Annotated in this window: 17 protein-coding genes; 10 read left to right on the forward strand and 7 right to left on the reverse strand. The window is 43.8% G+C overall.

The features are described 5' to 3' along the window. Positions 1 to 76 precede the first annotated feature (76 nt). The gene (locus tag G327_RS0113215; protein ID WP_019615262.1) at positions 77 to 805 is read left to right on the forward strand and encodes an oligogalacturonate-specific porin KdgM family protein; all 729 of its coding nucleotides are present in this window, start codon (positions 77 to 79) and stop codon (positions 803 to 805) included. Between the two features lie 104 nt (positions 806 to 909). Here G327_RS0113215 and G327_RS0113220 read toward each other — a convergent pair whose 3' ends face one another. Both G327_RS0113220 and glmS read right to left on the reverse strand, forming a co-directional pair. Beyond that, positions 910 to 1,530: a histidine phosphatase family protein gene (locus tag G327_RS0113220; RefSeq protein ID WP_019615263.1), complete on the reverse strand. Its 621-nt coding sequence runs from the start codon at positions 1,528 to 1,530 to the stop codon at positions 910 to 912. A 295-nt stretch (positions 1,531 to 1,825) separates the two neighbouring features. After that, positions 1,826 to 3,658 (reverse strand): glutamine--fructose-6-phosphate transaminase (isomerizing), encoded by a 1,833-nt coding sequence (gene glmS / locus G327_RS0113225; RefSeq protein WP_019615264.1) that lies wholly within the window; start codon positions 3,656 to 3,658, stop codon positions 1,826 to 1,828. 283 nt (positions 3,659 to 3,941) lie between these two features. Between glmS and G327_RS0113230 the strand changes: the two genes are divergently transcribed. The 3 genes from G327_RS0113230 (at position 3,942) to rmuC (ending at position 8,480) form a co-directional block, all read left to right on the forward strand. Beyond that, positions 3,942 to 6,752: an FAD-binding and (Fe-S)-binding domain-containing protein gene (locus G327_RS0113230; RefSeq protein WP_019615265.1), complete on the forward strand. Its 2,811-nt coding sequence runs from the start codon at positions 3,942 to 3,944 to the stop codon at positions 6,750 to 6,752. Between the two features lie 127 nt (positions 6,753 to 6,879). Beyond that, the gene (locus G327_RS0113235; RefSeq protein ID WP_019615266.1) at positions 6,880 to 7,134 is read left to right on the forward strand and encodes a hypothetical protein; all 255 of its coding nucleotides are present in this window, start codon (positions 6,880 to 6,882) and stop codon (positions 7,132 to 7,134) included. Beyond that, positions 7,131 to 8,480: a DNA recombination protein RmuC gene (rmuC, locus tag G327_RS24700; protein WP_019615267.1), complete on the forward strand. Its 1,350-nt coding sequence runs from the start codon at positions 7,131 to 7,133 to the stop codon at positions 8,478 to 8,480. Before G327_RS0113235 ends, rmuC begins: the two co-directional genes overlap by 4 nt. On the opposite strand, the gene G327_RS0113245 is transcribed toward rmuC, so the two are convergent. The 5 genes from G327_RS0113245 to def form a co-directional block, all read right to left on the reverse strand. Continuing rightward, complete coding sequence (locus tag G327_RS0113245) at positions 8,477 to 9,874, reverse strand: TrkH family potassium uptake protein (RefSeq protein WP_051090318.1); 1,398 nt, start codon at positions 9,872 to 9,874, stop codon at positions 8,477 to 8,479. The two genes, rmuC and G327_RS0113245, sit on opposite strands and share 4 nt — an antisense overlap. Before the next feature lie 63 nt (positions 9,875 to 9,937). Next, entirely contained in the window at positions 9,938 to 11,314 is a 1,377-nt protein-coding gene (gene trkA / locus G327_RS0113250) for a Trk system potassium transporter TrkA (RefSeq protein ID WP_019615269.1), read from the reverse strand. A 178-nt stretch (positions 11,315 to 11,492) separates the two neighbouring features. Continuing rightward, positions 11,493 to 12,791: a 16S rRNA (cytosine(967)-C(5))-methyltransferase RsmB gene (gene rsmB, locus G327_RS0113255; RefSeq protein ID WP_019615270.1), complete on the reverse strand. Its 1,299-nt coding sequence runs from the start codon at positions 12,789 to 12,791 to the stop codon at positions 11,493 to 11,495. Positions 12,792 to 12,795: 4 nt separating this feature from the next. After that, positions 12,796 to 13,749 (reverse strand): methionyl-tRNA formyltransferase, encoded by a 954-nt coding sequence (gene fmt / locus G327_RS0113260; protein WP_019615271.1) that lies wholly within the window; start codon positions 13,747 to 13,749, stop codon positions 12,796 to 12,798. Between the two features lie 23 nt (positions 13,750 to 13,772). After that, positions 13,773 to 14,285, reverse strand: a complete 513-nt coding sequence (gene def, locus G327_RS0113265; protein WP_019615272.1) for a peptide deformylase — start codon at positions 14,283 to 14,285, stop codon at positions 13,773 to 13,775. 97 nt (positions 14,286 to 14,382) lie between these two features. Between def and G327_RS0113270 the strand changes: the two genes are divergently transcribed. From G327_RS0113270 to tsaC, 6 genes are all read left to right on the forward strand, one after another. Continuing rightward, entirely contained in the window at positions 14,383 to 15,465 is a 1,083-nt protein-coding gene (locus G327_RS0113270; RefSeq protein WP_019615273.1) for a LysM peptidoglycan-binding domain-containing protein, read from the forward strand. Positions 15,466 to 15,616: 151 nt separating this feature from the next. Continuing rightward, positions 15,617 to 16,669, forward strand: a complete 1,053-nt coding sequence (gene dprA, locus G327_RS0113275; protein WP_483826383.1) for a DNA-processing protein DprA — start codon at positions 15,617 to 15,619, stop codon at positions 16,667 to 16,669. Positions 16,670 to 16,724: 55 nt separating this feature from the next. After that, a complete protein-coding gene (locus G327_RS0113280) occupies positions 16,725 to 17,198 on the forward strand; it encodes a Smg family protein (protein WP_019615275.1) in 474 nt (157 codons plus the stop codon). 1 nt (position 17,199) lies between these two features. Next, positions 17,200 to 17,766 (forward strand): DNA topoisomerase family protein, encoded by a 567-nt coding sequence (locus G327_RS0113285; protein ID WP_019615276.1) that lies wholly within the window; start codon positions 17,200 to 17,202, stop codon positions 17,764 to 17,766. A gap of 59 nt (positions 17,767 to 17,825) precedes the next feature. Next, entirely contained in the window at positions 17,826 to 18,335 is a 510-nt protein-coding gene (gene purE, locus G327_RS0113290; RefSeq protein ID WP_019615277.1) for a 5-(carboxyamino)imidazole ribonucleotide mutase, read from the forward strand. Between the two features lie 40 nt (positions 18,336 to 18,375). Beyond that, entirely contained in the window at positions 18,376 to 18,939 is a 564-nt protein-coding gene (gene tsaC / locus G327_RS0113295) for an L-threonylcarbamoyladenylate synthase type 1 TsaC (protein WP_019615278.1), read from the forward strand. Positions 18,940 to 19,042: the final 103 nt, after the last annotated feature.

The raw sequence follows: 19,042 nt of genomic DNA on the forward strand, positions 1-19,042 counted from the left end.
CACAGTTTGCACCACCACTTTAGCCGCTAGCGTGCGGCTAATTTAAATATAACTAAATAAAAAACTAAGGATTATTATGAATACCATCACTAAAGTTGTTATCTCTTCAGCACTGCTGGCAGCAACGGGATACGCGGCAGCCAATGACTACAAAACCACTATTGAGTACCGCCATGAATACCGTGACGGCGCGAATAAACATTCGGATCGTGTAAAAGCATTTATTGATACCGGCAACAATCTCGGTTTTGAGCTTGATGCACGTTATAACAATGACGGTGAAGATGAAATGTTTAATTCTATGACTATGAACGGTTCAGAGCTGTCAATTTTTTACTATAACAACCTCAGTGAAAATATAGTCGGCGTGTTCGGTGGATCTCTCGATTACAACCCTGACGGCCTGGTTTATGTACCTTATGCACGTTTGAACTACTCCTTTGATAACGGTTTCCGTGTACAGGGCCGTTATAAGTGGAAACTATGGGATTACAGCCAGGAAGGAACAGACGGAGAGTCTTACCATTCAAAAATCCAGCAGGTTGACGGCTGGTTTGGTTACAAAACAGGAAACTGGGACTTTGAATATGGCTTCGAATACTGGAAAGAGATGGAAGATAATGCCAAGCCTCAGTTTGACAACGGCTCAACAAACTATCTGAATAATATTCGTTTCATGTATTCAATCAATACGACAGAGGGAACAACATGGCGTCCGTTTATAGAGATTGGTGATGTAAGTGTTAATAATTACACAGATGAACGCCAGATACGCTACCGTGTTGGTATTAAATACACCTGGTAAGATGTAAAAGATAAAAAAGCCCCGTTATGGTTTAACCATAACGGGGCTTTTTTCTGTCTTTAAAACAATACGCCGGCGGTTTGATACAACCGCCGGTTAAAAGGTTATGCTCTGCTGACAGCAGATTTACTTTCCCCATAAAAATGCGATTTAATTTCGTGAACATCACCTTTTTTACCTAGTTTCACCTGCCAGATCTCACCATTATGAGCAATCTCCCGCGGATATTCAGGCAGCATATTCAGTAAAATTGACTTAACCATGCGCAGGGTCACCGCATGGGTAATAATTAATATATGCTCATGTTTCTGCTCAAACATTTTATCGAAGAAAGGCTGCAGGCGATGTGCAATCATTTCATAAGACTCCCCTTCTCCCTCCGGCACCCACTTCCAGCGTAAACTTCTATCATGGCAGTAGTCAGGTTCGTCATCCAGCTGTGCATAAGTTTTACCGGCGTATTTTCCAAGATCCTGTTCAATAACCCGGGCATCTGTATCAGCAGTTAAAGCGAACAGTTTTTCAAAAGGTTCCGCTGTCTGCTTAGCACGTATAAGAGGCGAACTGATAATATGATCTATCGGGTGAAACTGCTGCACTTCTTCAGCTATTTTGGCGGCATCCTTTCGGCCTTTTTCGGTTAGAGGGAAATCTAATTGTGAAGCTAAAATATCAGAGAGGTTTGCTTCACTTTCAGCATGGCGCATAAAATAAAGAGTAGTCATCAAATAACCTTATAAATCAATATTAAAACAAACAGAAAATAAAGATTAACAGCAATAAAAACACTGTTTCCTTTAATCAAAATAATGAGCTGAAATTATACAGGATAAGGACTTAAATAGCTTAATTTGCGGGCTTGAGAAAGGTAAATTTTTAGAAAAAAATAGATTTAATAAACAGAGTTTTTTCGCAATCGGCTGAGTATATATCAGTTAAAAAAAACCTCCGGCAGAGCAGTTTCTACAGGAGGCAGATAGGGGAAATAATTAACTTTTATTCAAAGAGTTAATTTAATTTTTATTCCACAGTAACGCTTTTCGCCAGATTACGCGGCTGATCTACATCGGTACCTTTAATTAAAGCTACATGGTAACTCAGCAGCTGCAGCGGAATGGTGTAGATAATCGGTGCCAGAAGCGGATCACATGTTGGTACTTCTAGTACTTTCATGGTGTTATCACTGCTGAATTTGGCATTTTTATCGGCAAATACATACATCAGACCGCCACGGGCACGCACTTCTTCGACGTTAGATTTCAGCTTTTCAACCAGATCATTATCCGGAGCAACAACAATGACAGGCATATCGGCATCAACCAGTGCTAACGGGCCATGTTTTAATTCACCAGCCGCATAAGCTTCGGCGTGGATGTAAGAGATCTCTTTCAGTTTAAGCGCTCCCTCCATTGCTATCGGGTACTGATCACCACGTCCTAAAAACAGGCTGTGGTGTTTATCAGCAAAGTCTTCAGCAAGCTCTTGAATTGCACCATCCATAGCAAGGGTTTGTTCTATTTTAGCCGGCAGGCTCTGCAGCGCTGTGACAATATCCGCTTCCTGCTGACAGCTTAACGCATTATGACGGCCGATTGCAGTAACCAGCATCATTAAACCGGCAAGCTGCACAGTAAAGGCTTTGGTTGATGCCACGCCGATCTCTGCACCTGCTTTCATCATATAAGCCATATCTGATTCACGCACCAGTGAAGAACCGGGTACGTTACAGATGGTAAGACTAGCCATATAACCCAGCTCTTTTGCAAGGCGTAAAGCAGCTAGAGTATCCGCCGTTTCACCAGACTGAGACATAGTAACCAGTAAGCTGTTAGGCATCACTACTGATTTTCGGTAGCGGAATTCAGAAGCGATTTCAACATTACAAGACACGCCGGCTAGAGATTCGAACCAGTAACGGGCTGTCATCGCTGAGTGGTAGCTGGTACCGCAGGCAATAATCTGAATATGTTTAACATCTTTCAGCAGCTCTGATGCGCCTTCACCAAAGGCACTGTCCTGCACTTTGCCGCCGCCGATACGACCTTCAATGGTACGCTGCAGTGCTACAGGCTGTTCATAAATTTCTTTCAGCATGTAATGCTTATATTGACCTTTATCACCCGCATCATGGCTGACTTCTGATTCGTTAACCTCACGTTCAACACTATTACCTTCAAGGTCAAAAATACTGACAGTTTTACGGGTAATTTCAGCAACATCGCCCTCTTCTAAAAAGGCAAAACGGCGAGTAACCGGCAGTAGAGCCAGCTGATCCGAGGCAACAAAGTGCTCTCCAACGCCATAACCTATTACCAGCGGACTACCGGAACGGGCTACGATTAAACGCTCAGGATCACGTTTATCAATCACTACTGTACCGTATGCACCTTCAAGCTGCTTAACTGTTTTCTGTACCGCTTTTAGTAGTGATGTTTCTGTCTGCAGATGTAAATGTACTAAATGCGTAATCACCTCGGTATCTGTGTCCGAAGTAAATTGATAACCTTGAGACTGCAGCTGGCTGCGTAACTCTTCATGGTTCTCGATAATACCGTTATGTACAACAGCAATCGTGTCATTGGAAACATGGGGATGAGCATTTGCTTCATTAGGCTCGCCATGTGTTGCCCAGCGCGTATGTGCTATACCGGTACCACCGGAAACAGGCTGCTCAGCAACGGCATCAGCCAGTGACTTTACTTTACCTACGCGGCGCAGACGCTGCAGTTCGCCGGAACCGGAAATAACCGCCAGGCCTGCAGAATCATAACCACGATACTCAAGGCGCTTTAAACCCTCGATTAAAATTTCAGATACATCTCTCTGCGCAACGCCGCCAACGATTCCACACATGAACTTATACTCCAGTAATAAATAATTTACCGCACCAAATGACCATAGAGGTCGAAAAAAAACGCAAATAGACATGCGCCTTTGTGCACTTACATGCATATTAGTGCATGTTTATTTTTATTTCATCTTGTTTTTCATATTTGACATTTATTCGCAGAGAAAAATATCTTTCACTGTAAAATCGCCGCAAAAACGCGAGGAAAGACAATAATATAAAGTATATTTCAGTGTATTCTTAGCCTCTGATTGAGGTGTACCAAGCTGTTGATATCTGGAGAGAAAAATGGAAAAACGTTATCTCGAACTGATTAAACGTATAAGCACAAAGATTGATTCCAGTAGAATCATCAGTGATCCTGCCCTGCTCTTCGCTTATGGCGGTGATGCCAGTTTTTATCGTTTAACCCCGCAGCTGATTGTGCAGCTGGACAACATCGATGAAGTTATTTTAGTTATCGTCCACTGTGCAGAGTTGTCTATTGCGGTTACCTTTCGGGCGGCCGGTACAAGTTTATCCGGACAGGCTCTTTCAGATTCCCTGCTAATTACCTTAACCAGCAGCTGGAACAATTTCAGAATCAGTACGGACGGCGCTAAAATTTCGCTGCAGCCCGGCATTATAGGCACACAGGCAAATCAGTATTTAGCCCCCTACGGCAGAAAAATCGGTCCGGACCCCGCCTCTATTGATACCTGTAAAATAGGCGGCATTGCAGCTAATAACTCCTCGGGAATGTGCTGCGGCACGGCGCACAACAGCTATAATACATTAGCGGGCATGACTGTAGTTTTATCCGACGGCACGGTCTTAAATACCCTGGACGAAGATAGTATCAGTGACTTTAAATACAGCCGTCAAACCTTATTAGATGATTTATCCATGCTCGCAGAAACCTGTACAGCTAATAAGAAACTGTCAGCTAAAATCCGCCATAAGTACCGTCTGAAAAATACCACAGGTTACGGCATTAATGCGTTAATCGATTTTCAGGATCCGATTGATATTCTTCAGCATTTAATGATCGGCTCAGAAGGCACCCTGGGATTTATTGCTGAAATAACCTATCACAGCGTAGCGGATCCCGCTTTTAAAGCCTGCGGCTTATTTGTATTTAACAATATTGAAAATACCTGTCTAGCGGTCAGTGAATTACAAAAAACCTCAGTCGCAGCCGTGGAATTAATGGATAACCGCTCTCTGCAGTCAGTCGCAGATAAAGCGGGCATGCCGGATTTTATTAAAAAGCTTGATAATGAATCGGCGGCTTTATTAATTGAAATACAGACACAAGATGCCTTAGCTCTGCAGCAGCAGCAGAGCAGCATAATGGAATTAATCAACATTTTTGATCCCGTTCATTACACGCCTTTCAGTCAGGATAAAAAAGTCAGTGAGCAGCTCTGGGCTGTTAGAAAAGGCCTATTTCCCGCTGTTGGTGCTGTGCGGGAAACCGGCACCACGGTGATCATTGAAGATATTGCATTTCCGACGGAACAGCTGGCGGCTGCGGTGCGGGATCTACACCTGCTGTTTAAACACTATCACTACCATGAAGCAATCATCTTCGGTCACGCTTTAGACGGCAATCTGCATTTTGTATTTACTCAGGCTTTTGAGACCGAACAGGAAATTCTGTGCTACCGGGATTTTATGCAGGATGTTGCTCTACTGACTGCAGTTCAGTACAAAGGCTCATTAAAAGCGGAGCATGGAACCGGTCGCAATATGGCACCTTATGTGGAATTAGAATGGGGAAGTGAAGGTTATGCTTTAATGCGCCGCATTAAACAGATTTTTGACCCGGAAAATATCTTTAATCCCGGCGTGATTATTAATGAAGATAAACAGGTGCACCTTAAAAACCTGAAAGCGATGCCGGCAGCCGATACGCTGATCGATAAATGCATTGAATGCGGGTTCTGCGAACCGGTCTGCCCTTCCAGAAATTTAACCTTAACACCTAGACAAAGAAACTCACTGTACCGGGAGATCTGCCGCCTGCAGCGCAGCGGTGAGAATCCGCGCCGGCTCGCTGAACTGCGCGTCTCATTTAAATATTATGGTATTGATACCTGTGCAGCCACGGGACTTTGTGCAGACCGCTGCCCTGTTGATATTAACAGCGGTGACTTAATACTTAAATTACGTCAGGAACATTCATCTTTTCAGCGCCGTATTGCGCACTGCAGTGCACAGCATTTCAGCGCAGTCTGTAAATCAGCTCAGTTAGGCCTGCAGGCAGCCGATACAGCACATACCCTTCTCGGTAGTAAAAGAATGAGCACCGTTAGTAAAGCTTTACATCAGCGGTCAAAACAGCATTTACCTTTATGGTCTGTCAGTATGCCCCGTCCAGCGGGAAAAATGCCTCTTAAAATCAATGCAGTTAATCGGGAAAAAGTGGTTTACTTTCCAAGCTGTGCCGCCCGAAATATGGGAGGTGCAAAAAATAGTGCCGATCCGCGTCCGCTTGTGGAGGTCACACTGGCACTGTTAAATAAGGCCGGTTATCAAGTTATTATTCCTGAAGAGCTAAACACGCAGTGCTGCGGCATGCCCTACAGAAGCAAAGGTTTTACGGATATTTATAAAGATAAATCCCGGCAGCTTGAACAGGTTCTGCAGAAAGCCTCAAAAAACGGTAAATACCCGGTTCTAATGGATACCAGCCCCTGTGCAGCTCTAAGTAAAAAAACATTCACCTGTCGCGTAACAATTTTTGAACCTTTTCAGTTTATTGACCAATATGTATTACCCAAACTGCGTATTACTACGCAAACGGATCCGGTTATGCTCCATATCACCTGCTCTTCGTGGCGCTCCGGATTAGCTTCAATCATGCACAAAGTAACAAAAGCCTGTGCACAGACGGTCATTATACCGGATCAGATTGACTGCTGCGGTTTTGCCGGAGACAAAGGATTCACTTATCCGGAGTTAAATGCCAGTGCGCTTGCACCATTAAAATCGCAGATACCCGATAACTGCAGCGAAGGCTACTCAAACAGCCGTACCTGTGAGATAGGCCTGTCAGAGCATAGCGGTATTGAGTACCGCTCTATTTTATATTTAGTGGATAAAGTCAGTCGTTAATAACCCCAAACGACTTGGAGATACATATTCAAACGACTTGGGTATACAATTGTTATAATTATTTATTTCTTTATTTCATGTAAATGTTTACAGTTAAAACTCTTCACTAGATTATTTAGGATATTCGATGCTGCTTGTTCATCTGAGTCATTTACTGCTGCTGCTGTGGAAGTTATCCACCGTTTTTGTGATCCCGATTATTATCGTTACTTATGTAGCAGTAATGAACACCTATTCCGGTGATTTCACTTTTCAGCAGTTAGACCAGGGGAAGAATCTGCATAAATGGAGTGTATTTGCGGCTTACTTAGTTTATTTACTGGTTTGGAACCGTTCTAATAAAATGGTTTGTAATTACCTCAACAAGTTAAAATTTTCATGACCCAGCTGGCACCACAAGACCTGTTATTAGCTGCTGTAATACTGACCACCACCCTGTTAATTTTATTGTCCTGGTTTTTACTGCGCTTTAAACAAGAGCGTGACGCTCTTTTTCTAGAACAGAGATTAAATGAACAGGAACTGCAGCAGCAGTCTGATCTTAATCAGGAAAAATTAGGTTTATTAGAAGAAAAGCAGCTGCTTATCGACAGCCTTCAGGCACAGACAAATAAACTCACCGCACGCATACGCGAATCAGAAGTGCGTCTGCAGGCGGGAGAACAGCGTCTGCGCGACCAGCAGTTGAGCGAAGCGAAGTTAAGCGATCAGTTTGAACTGCTTTCGCAGCGCATATTCAACGACAAATCTGCACAATTCAAGCAGATTAACCAGGACAGTATTAATCAATTATTAGCCCCTCTTAAAGTACAGCTGGACGGCTTTAAAAAACAGGTAACTGACTGTTATGTAAATGAAAGCAAAGAACGCTATAACCTGCAGAATGAAATATCTAAACTCGCCAGGCTCAATGAACTAATGCAGCAGGAAACCAGCAATCTTACCAATGCATTAAAAGGTGATAACAAACAGCAGGGTAACTGGGGAGAAGTCATTTTACAGCGTATTTTAGAGTCTTCCGGACTGCGCGAAGGTCATGAATACCAGACTCAGGTCAGCTTTAAAAATGATAGCGGTCAACGCCTACAGCCCGATGTTATTGTGCATCTGCCGCAGAATAAAAATATTATTATCGATTCAAAAGTATCGTTAACCGCATATGAACGATTTTTTAATGCCGATGATCTGCAGGAACAGAAAGAAGCCCTGCATGCCCATGTTTTATCGGTTCGTCAGCATATTAAAGGGTTAGGTAAAAAAGATTATCAGAAATTAATCGGCACTAATTCTCTTGATTATGTACTGCTATTTGTTGCCGTTGAACCAGCCTTTATCAGTGCTATTGAGCATGACCCTGAACTGGTAAAATTAGCACTGGATAACAATATATTATTAGCCAGCCCGACCAACCTGATGATTGCACTGCGCACCATTGAGAATTTATGGCGCTTTGAACAACAGGAACAAAACGGACGTCTGATTGCCGCCCAGGCAGGCAAGTTATACGACAAACTACGTCTGTTCAGCGAAAATATGCTTGATGTCGGAAGCCAGCTGAATAAAGCGCAGAACAGCTATGATCACGCCCTGAAACAGTTAAGCCAGGGGCGCGGCAATATTATTCAGCAGGCGGAGTCATTAAAGGCAATGGGAGTAACGGTCAATAAACCACTGCCCGAGCAGCTGCTTGAAGCTACCCGTTTAGCGGCCGAGCCGGATAGAAACTAGCGACGCCAGAAATGGCGCGTGAACATCACTACCACGGTAAGAATTTCTAATCGCCCCATCAACATACCTACGGATAAAATCCATTTAGAAATATTAGGTAAATGCGCGAAATTACCCGACGGACCAATCGACGGTGCAAGCCCAGGTCCGACATTAGAAACAGCGGTAATAGAAGCAGTCAGCGCAACCATATACGAGGAACCGAACAGAGTCAGCAGCAGCGTAGATACGGTAATGGTCGCCATATAAGCCAGAATAAAGGCTATCAGCGAGCGCAGGATATCATCACTTACAGTGCGGTTATTATACTTTTGAGGGAAAATACCGTGCGGGTGCATCAACAGCATTAACTGACGTTTTAACAAAGTAATAGCAATCTGAAAACGGAATATTTTTATACCGCCCGATGTTGACCCTGAACAAGCCCCGGCAAACAGCAGACCAAAAAACACCACAATACTAAAATCACCCCAAGTCAGGAAGTCATCCAGGCCGAACCCGGTTGTAGTGATAACTGAAATAACATTAAACAGACTTAAACGTACAGCATCCCAGATGGAAAACTGCCCGCTCAGTACCAAATATACAGCTAAGCTCGAGGCAAAAACCAGTACCAGTTTAAGAAAACCTAAGACCTGCGCATCTTTAACTAAAGGAGCAAAACTATGGCGGTTAAAAGCACGGATAAATAGTAAAAACGGCAGCCCGCCCAGGAACATAAACACAATTGCATTCCAGTGCGCACCATGACTGAAGTTGCCCATAGAGCTGTCTGAAGTGGAATAACCGCCGGTCGATATGGTCGTCATTGCATGATTCAGCGCATCAAAATTATGCATACCGGTTAAACGGTAACCGACAAAACAGCAGGCCGTCAGAAGTAGGTAAACCAGCAGAATATCGATAGCCACACGGCGTGTTTTTGATTCGGCTTTATCTGACCAGTCTGAAGATTCCGTCTGGAAGAGGCGCATACCACCGACATTTAAAAACGGCAGAATTGCCACGCCCATTACAATAAACCCGACACCGCCTAACCACTGCAGGATAGAGCGCCATAACAAAATGCTCTGGTGCATAGTATCTAAGCCATGCAGAACGGTACTGCCGGTAGTGGTTATACCCGACATGGTTTCAAAAAAGGCATCGCTGTAACTGATATGTTCAATCAGAACAAAAGGTAAAGCAGCAAACATACTGGCCAATACCCACACCCCGGTGGTTAAGAGAAACATCTCACGCACACCTAAGCGGGAACGATCTTTTTCATCTCCGAGATAAATAAAAATAAAGGAAGCAAAGTGAGTAATGATGATGGCAGATAAAAATTCAATACCACCAAGACTGTTATTATAAAAAGCCAGAATCATCGGAAAGTACATAAATACTGCCATTTTTGACAGTACTAGGCCGGTGATAAAAAATAGAGGACGATAAACCAAAAGACGCTGCCTTATTTACAAAAAGAACGGACTAGGCTGGAATAGTTTTTCAATATCGCTGATATACTTTTTATTCACCAGAAACAAAATAACATGATCATCGCTTTCCACTATTGTCTTATCGTGGGCAATCAATACTTCACCGTTCCGCACAATAGCGCCGATACTGGTACCACGCGGCAGTTTAAGCTGACACAACTCCCGCCCGACGACTTTCGAGGTCATATTGTCACCACGGGCGACGATTTCAATGGCTTCAGCGACACCTTCACGTAATGAATAAACGTGTTTCAGATCCGCTTTACGTACATGGGTTAACAGTGCAGAAATGGTCGCCTGCTGTGGTGAAATGGCAATATCTAAAATATTCCCCTGCACTAAATCAACATAAGCATTACGCTGAATCAACACCATCGCTTTACGGGCGCCCATGCGTTTTGCCAGCATCGCTGACATAATATTAGCTTCATCATCGTTAGTCACAGTAATAAACAGATCAATCTGCTCAATATGCTCTTCGGCAAGCAGTTCCTGATCCGATGAATCACCGCAAAAAACGATGGTATTCGAGAGGTTTTCAGACAAGTATTCAGCGCGTTTTAAATTCTTTTCAATCAGCTTAACTGAATTTTCTTTCTCAAGGCGCTTAGCCAGGTTTTCACCAATATAACCGCCGCCGACAATCATAATACGTTTATAAGGATGCTCAAGTTTCTGCATCTCACTCATAACCGCGCGAATATGCTGGCTTGCAGTAATAAAGAACACTTCATCATCAGCTTCGATAATAGTTGTGCCCTGTGGACGAATCGCTTTCCCACGGCGGAAAATTGCCGCTACCCGAGCTTCTGTATTAGGCATATGCTCTTTCAGCGTAGAAATTGCATTACCCACCAGCGAACCACCGTAATAGGCTTTAATGGCTACCAGCCCTACTTTACCATCGGCAAAGTTAGCCACCTGCAGTGCACCGGGATGTTCAATTAACTGAAAAATATAATCACTGACCAGTTTTTCAGGCGCAATAATATGATCAATCGGGAAGGCATCACTGTTAAACAGCTCTTTTTCGTGCATAACCACACTTTGCGAGCGGATGCGGGCAATTTTTTTCGGTACGTTAAACAGCGTAAATGCAATCTGACAGGCAACCATATTCACTTCATCGGAATTGGTGACCGCAATTAACATGTCGGCATCTTCAGCGCCGGCCTCACCTAAGGTTTTCGGACTGGAAGCATTACCCTGCACAACACGTAAATCAAAACGATCCTGTAATTCCTGCAGATGTTCAGAGGAGTAGTCAATAACCGTAATATCGTTATTTTCACCAACGAGATGCTCTGCCAGTGACGCGCCGACCTGGCCCGCGCCTAGAATAATAATTTTCATAGAATAAACTATCCATCTTTGATTTAACGGTTAACTGAGGCTTTTTACCTGCGTGGCTAAGAACCCGTCTGCATTCAGGCGCAGCCATTGTACAGAGGGCCCGATAATCTTTTTTGACCTGTCTCGGCTATAGGAGTAATAAACATAGCCTATAGCCGCAGGTCTTTGCTCAATTTATTTATATCGCTTTGTACAGTTTTGCGTAATAAAAACCATCCATACCGTCTTCATTCGGTAATAACTGACGGCCTTTGTCTTTATTATCATACTGCTCAGAAAGCGGGATTAATGATGCATCACTGGTGCTTTGTAAAAATTCTTGAATCTGCAGATCATTTTCATCGGGAAGAATTGAACAGGTAGCATAAAGCAGTACACCGCCGGGTTTCAGTTTCTCCCATAATGCATTTAATATTCTCTTCTGCAGGGAAACTAATTCGCCAATATCACTGTCACGGCGTAACCAGCGGATATCCGGATGACGTCGAATCACTCCCGTTGCACTACAGGGTGCATCACAAAGAATACGATCAAACAGCTCGCCGCTCCACCAGCTGTCAGGCTTGGAAGCATCACCGTGAATAACAGTAGCTTTTAATTTTAAACGATCTAAGTTCTCCTGCACGCGCACCAAGCGTTTATCATCGGCATCAACCGCAACCATCTGTTTAATCTGCGGCTGCAGTTCCAGGGTATGCACTGTTTTACCGCCCGGTGCGGCACAGGCATCTAAAATCAGCTCATCCGGCTGCGCATCTAAATAATGAGCGGCTAACTGGGCAGCGCCGTCCTGCACGGATACCCAGCCGTCTTCAAAACCAGGCAGTTTATAAACATCACAGGCTTTTTCTAAACACAGCGCATTATCATTATCCTGCAGAGCAGAACTTGGCAGCTCTGCTTCATTTAACAACACCTGATACTCATCACGACTGTGATGCAGTGCATTTACGCGCAGCCACATAGGTGCCTGCTGATTATTTTCTTCCATAATCTTAGCGGCAGATTCTTTACCATAAGCAGCCTGCAGACGTTTAACTAACCAGCCGGGGTGGCAGTAAAGCAGGGTATCTTCTTTATCCGCCTTTTCTATTAAGCTTTCCTGCTCACGTAAAAAACTACGTAATACACCGTTTACCATGCCTTTTAAAGCCGGTTTTTTAAGGGCTTTAGCGCCATTTACCGTTTCACCAACCGCAGCATGGCTTGGGATACGTGTATAAAGAAGCTGATAAAACCCCACTAAAATCAAAAAGTGCATAGCTCGCTGCTTGCCTTTAAGCGGTTTACTCATCAACGAGCGACAGAAAAAATCTAAACGCGGCAGGGTGCGTAAAACACCGTAGCAAAGCACCTGTAATAAGGCTTTGTCTTTGGGATTAAGATCCTGCTGAGCGGCCGGCAATGCCTGGGATAATGACTGCCCCTGCTCTACAACCTGGTTTAATACTTTGGCAGCTAGTGCTCTTACATTCATGAAATTAACCTTGTACAGACAAGTTGGTGTCGACTGCGAACAGTTCACGGCGGGAATTAAGGATATCCTGTACCGGCATCGCTTTTTTGCCGGAAAGCTGAATCACTTCGAGGTTTAAAATACCTGCACCTGTATTCACCTGGATGCCGTTTTTATCGGCACTGACAATCGTACCGACCGGTTTATCTGAGGAAGCGTTAATAACCCCTGCTTTGTGTACCTTGACAGGCTTACCCTGGAGTTCAAAGTAACTCATCGGCCAGGGATTAAAAGCACGGATACAGCGTTCAATAAACTCAGCATCATCAGACCAGTTGATTAAAGCTTCGGCTTTACTTAATTTTTTAGCATAGTTAGCCAGGCTTTCATCCTGTACTTCAGCCGTTAGTTCATCTTTAACCAACAGGTTAATCGTATCAACTAATACCTGCGGCGCCTGCTGAGCCAGTTTCTCATAAAGTGAAGCACTGGTTTCATCGGGGCTGATCGGACAGCTGACTTTAGAGAGCATATCTCCGGTATCCAAACCTTCATTCATCTGCATAATGGTCACACCGGTTTCGCTGTCACCCGCCCAGATTGAACGCTGAATCGGAGCGGCCCCTCGCCAGCGCGGCAATAATGAACCGTGCACGTTCAGGCAGCCTAAACGCGGCGTTTCTAATACCGCTTTCGGCAGCAGCAGGCCATAAGCAACAACAATCATGATATCGGCATTTAAACCATCAAGCTGCTCTAGACTGCCCTCTTCTTTAAAGTTAACCGGCTGATAAACAGGGATATTTTTATCAACAGCCAGTTCTTTTACGGCGCTTGCACTTAGTTTTTTACCTCGGCCTGCCGGACGATCCGGCTGGGTATAAACTGCAATTACATTATGCTCTGATTCAAGTAACGCGCTGAGGTGTTTGGCGGCAAAATCAGGAGTGCCAGCAAAAATGATATTAAGTTTTTCCACGAATAGCCTTAGGTCTTTAAATGTTATGCAAATTTTTCATTATGGTGCTTTAATTTTTCAAGCTTGGTTTTAATACGTTTTTGTTTAAACGGCGATAAATAATCAATAAATAACTTACCGGTAAGATGATCCAGCTCATGCTGTATACACACAGCTAATAAACCGTCAGCCTTTAGTACCTGGGTGTTACCGTCAAGATCTAAGTATTCTACCGTCACAAATTCAGCGCGTTTAACATTTGCATTGGTTTCAGGCACAGAAAGACACCCTTCTTCCGACTCTTCCTGCCCAGATTGTTCTATAATCTCAGGGTTGATAAGAACCATCGGCTGATCTCGTTCCTGTGAAACATCGATTACAGCAATACGCTGGTGAATGTTTACTTGAGTAGCCGCCAGGCCCACGCCGTTCTCTTCATACATGGTTTCAAGCATGTTTGTAGAGATATCAATGATTTCTGGTGTGACCTGAGCAACAGCTTTAGCAACCGTTCTTAGGCGCTGATCTGGAAATTGTAATACTTCGAGTAAAGCCATGATAATATATTGCTCTATAGTTAATGTTAAAGAACACTAATTCTAGTCATTTCCTTATACAAACAAAAGTTTTATTAATCACCAGACAAGGATTGTTATGAAATTAAAGCTAATTACCTCTTTCTTATTAGGTGCTGCGCTTTCAATCACAGCTTTTGCCGATGTGCTTACCCTGAAGAAAGATCATCCGGAAACCTATACGGTTGTTAAAGGCGATACCCTGTGGGATATTTCCGCACATTTCTTAAATACTCCGTGGTTATGGCCGCGTTTATGGCAGGCGAACAGCCAGATTGCTAATCCCCATCTTATTTATCCCGGTGATGTACTGACGTTAATCTGGGTTGATGGAGAACCGCAGCTGACACGTAAGCAGTTAAAGAAAATGTCGCCGACACCGCGTTTAGAAGATAAAGGAACTCCGATACCAACAATTCCGCTGGCTTCTATCTCGGCATTTTTATCTAAAGATCATGTTATTGATCCGAAGTTATTAAAAGACGCACCACGCTTATTAGGAGATGCTATCAGTACGCCGCGTTTCTTTGAAGGTGACGTCTTCTATGGGCAGGGAAAATTCAACAAGCGTAAAATATACGGTGTATACCGTTTAAGTGATAATTACCTGGATCCGGTTACTGAGGAGTTTTTAGGTACAGAACTGACCTTTATCGGACACTCACAAGTTTCTAAAAACCCCAATGTAAGCACAACGGAGCAGGTTACACCGCATGACTTCTTAAAAAGCTCCAGAGAAGCGCGTCAGGGGGATCTGATTCTGCCGATTCCTGAGCATGAAAGCCTGCCTGCCTATTTCCTTCCACAGCCGGTTCCAGTATCAACCACAGGGCAGATTATAGCTGCACTTAATAATGCTGTTGCGATTGGTAAATGGGATATTGTTGTTATCAATAAAGGTAAACGCGAAAACATCCAAATAGGTTCAATGTTCTCTATCCTCCAGTCAGGACCAAAAGTCTTTGTTGATAAAGACAAAATTGAATATAAAGAGGATGCTAACCGGTTTGCGCAAATGGCTGAAGCTGATTTAGTTATTCCTGCCGAGCGGGTTGGTGAGCTAATGGTATTTAAAGTCTATGAAAAAGTCAGTATTGCGATGGTTATGCGCAGCACGGATATCATGGGGGCCAAATACAAAATACAAGGGCTGGAATTTTAGTCACTTAATCAATTAAGCAGAGCGACTCCTACGGACGCTCTGCTTATCTGTATTCCTGTTTTAATAACATTAAGTTACAAGGAATAAAACTATTCAAATAGACCTGCTTCAACAGGAAACTAACCATCAAAGTCAGATCCGCGACTGGATAATTTTAGATGCCGTCCCGGCACTGCGTAAACGCACCATCTTCAAACTGCTTAGCCGCCATTCACTTCAGCAGTTGTTTCAACTTAGCAAAACACAGCTCCTGGCATACAAACTCACAGAAGAGCAGGTTAATGCCCTGTTTAACCCGGATCCGATAATAATTAATAACAGCCTGAACTGGCTAGACAGCGGTACGGATAAGCATATTATCTGTTATGACGATGACCGTTATCCCAAGCAGCTCAAAGAGATCAGCAGCCCGCCGCTGCTGCTTTATCTACAAGGAAATCTGTCTTTATTAAACACTGCGCAGATTGCTCTGGTGGGCAGCCGCAGCTGCACCCCGTACGGGCGGGAGAAAGCTTATTTGTTTGCAGGGCAGCTCAGTGAAGCAGGCTTTACCATCACCAGCGGTTTAGCGTTAGGAATCGACGGCTTAGCTCATCAGGGCGCACTCGACAAACAAGGCGGAACCATTGCGGTTCTGGGCACTGGATTAAATAATATCTACCCCAAACGGCATGCACAACTTGCTCAGCAGATAATCGAACAAGGTTTGTTAATATCAGAATTCAGACCCGATACAGTGGCCTATCCGGCTAATTTCCCCAGGCGTAACCGTATTATTTCAGGATTAAGCCTGGGAGTCCTGGTTATCGAAGCGTCACAACGAAGCGGATCGCTGATCACTGCCCGTTATGCGGTAGAGCAGAACCGGGAAGTATTTGCCTTACCCGGCTCCATAGATAACAGTGAAGCCTGCGGCTGCCATCAGCTGATCCAGCAGGGAGCTAAACTGGTTGTTAACAGTCAGGATATTTGTGAAGAATTTAAACACCTGTCAATAAATATCGTTACAGCCGTTCAGCCTGAAAATAATAATGAAGAGGCACATCCCCTATTAAAATATATCGACTTTCATCTCACTACACTTGAACAATTACTCAACCGCAGTGCCTTAGATATAGTTAGCTTACAAAATCAGTTAATAGAATTGGAGATAACTGGTAGAATCAGCGTTACAGCAGAAGGGTATATAAAATTAAAGCACTGAAAATGCTTTTAATCCGCACTTCGTCTTCTTTGAAAATCAAGTCAAAAGGCTAAAAATGTTTGAAGTTATAATGTATCTATTTGAAAGTTATATGCAGGTAGACCAGACCATTGAAATCGACGCGCAGGAGATCACTGATGAACTGCTGGAAGAAGGTTTTCAAAAAAACGATATTTCTAACGCCCTGGCCTGGCTTGATAACTTATCAAATCTGCATGAGCAGAACCCACAAAGCAAAACACAGTTAGCAAAACATACATCACACCGCGTTTACAGTGCTATTGAACAGCATCGTTTAAGCACGGAATGTCAGGGTTATATTTCCTATTTAGAGCACGCACGTATACTCAACACACACACTCGTGAAATCGTGATTGACTGTGCGATGTCGTTAGATATTGAAGAACTACACCTGCATGATCTGAAATGGTTAATACTAATGGTGCTGTTTAACGACCCGACCAGCAATGATGCATTTTTGCAGCTTGAGTCGATGCTCCTTGACTTTGAAGACGGGTTAATTCACTAATATGAGCAAAGCATCGCAGGCTTTAGAGACTCACCACGAAAAGAGCAGTGAAACCTGCCCGCAGTGCGGCTCGCCTTTACATATACGCAATGGTAAACAGGGTCCGTTTCTCGGCTGTTCCAATTACCCTGAATGTGAATATCTGCGTCCGCTTCATGAAAAAAGTGAAATAAAAAAAGTGCTCAGCGGCACCAGCTGCCCTCTCTGTAATCAAGAGTTAGTATTGAAACAGGGACGCTACGGATTATTTATCGGCTGCAGTGCTTATCCGGACTGTTTACATACGGCACAGCTAAGTGAAAAAAAAGAACAACAGGCAGAAAAAGAGAGTGAGATCAGCTGCCCTTCATGTAAAAAAGGTCACTTAATAAAACGTCAGTCCCGTTACGGAAAAACCTTTTACGCCTGTGATAACTACCCAAGCTGCAAGTATGTGCTTAACGATAAACCGGTCAATGAATTCTGCCCGGACTGCCACTGGCCGATTATGGTTGAACGGAAAACAGCCAGCGCCTTTCGCATAATATGTCCAAAAAAAGGGTGTGGTTACCGCAGTAAGCCTATATAATCACCGCAACTTTTACCTATCTACTATTTTTAGTCGATTAATTCAGTGAGGAAACCACTATGACAAAACCATTTGTTGCCATCCTAATGGGTTCAGATTCAGACCTGCCGGTAATGCAGAGCACCATTGATGTATTAAAATCATTTGATATTACTTTTGAAGTTAAAGTAACATCTGCACACCGTACGCCTGCAGCAACTCATTCTTACGTCACTGACGCGGAGCAGCGCGGCTGTAAAGTATTTATCTGTGCGGCAGGTCTTGCAGCCCATTTAGCAGGTGCAGTGGCAGGTATTACGACGCGACCAATTATCGGAGTTCCAGTTGACTGCGGCCCTTTACAAGGTAAAGATGCCCTGCTTTCTACGGTAATGATGCCGGCGGGTGTACCTGTAGCAACAGTTGCAATCGGTACCGCTGGAGCAAAAAATGCAGCTTACCTGGCAGCGCAGATTCTTGCCACTGCAGACGATGCTTTAGCACTGCGTGTTAAGGAAGATCGCGCCGAAAATGCCAAAGCTGTCATCGCTAAAGATGCGGCATTACAAGCCAAGTTAGCAGCACTTTAATCGAAAAAGAATAGTATGAACTCTACAGTGACCAGCAATAATGAGTGATTACGATTTAACAAACGCCCTGCATGCTTTAAATACTCAGGGCGTTATTGCCTATCCGACCGAATCTGTTTTTGGACTAGGCTGCGATCCTGACTGCGACAGCGCGATTCAAAAAATCCTGGATTTAAAAAAACGTCCTGCTTTTAAAGGTCTGATCTTAATTGCAGCGGATATCGAGCAGTTAAAAAGCTATGCCGATTTTTCTTTATTAACTGAGGCGCAGCTGGCTGCTGTCAGCAAAACCTGGCCAGGTCCTTTTACCTGGGTTCTGCCTGCTAAAAAATCACTTTCAAAGCTGATCAGCGGCGACTTCGACAGTATTGCCGTCAGGGTAACAGCTCACCCGGTCGTACAGCAGTTATGCAGAGAATTTGCTAAACCTATCATCTCCACCAGTGCAAACCTGTCCGGATTAGAAGCCTGCACAGACAGTAAACAGGTTGCAGAAATGTTTTTAAATCACCCGCTGCTTAATTATATTATTGAACAGCCTGTTTCCGGTTTAGAAAACCCCTCCCAGATTCACGATGCTTTAAGCGGCAGACGATTACGTTAATTATTTTTTAGGCCATAAGAGCCGCATGCACCGGCCGTTTTAATACACAGAAAATTTGATCCAGCGTATATTTCCACTCTTTCTATTAAAGTGATAGATTAGC

Origin of the sequence: Psychromonas ossibalaenae ATCC BAA-1528, from assembly GCF_000381745.1 — a bacterium.
In the GTDB taxonomy this organism is placed as follows: Bacteria; Pseudomonadota; Gammaproteobacteria; order Enterobacterales; family Psychromonadaceae; genus Psychromonas; species Psychromonas ossibalaenae.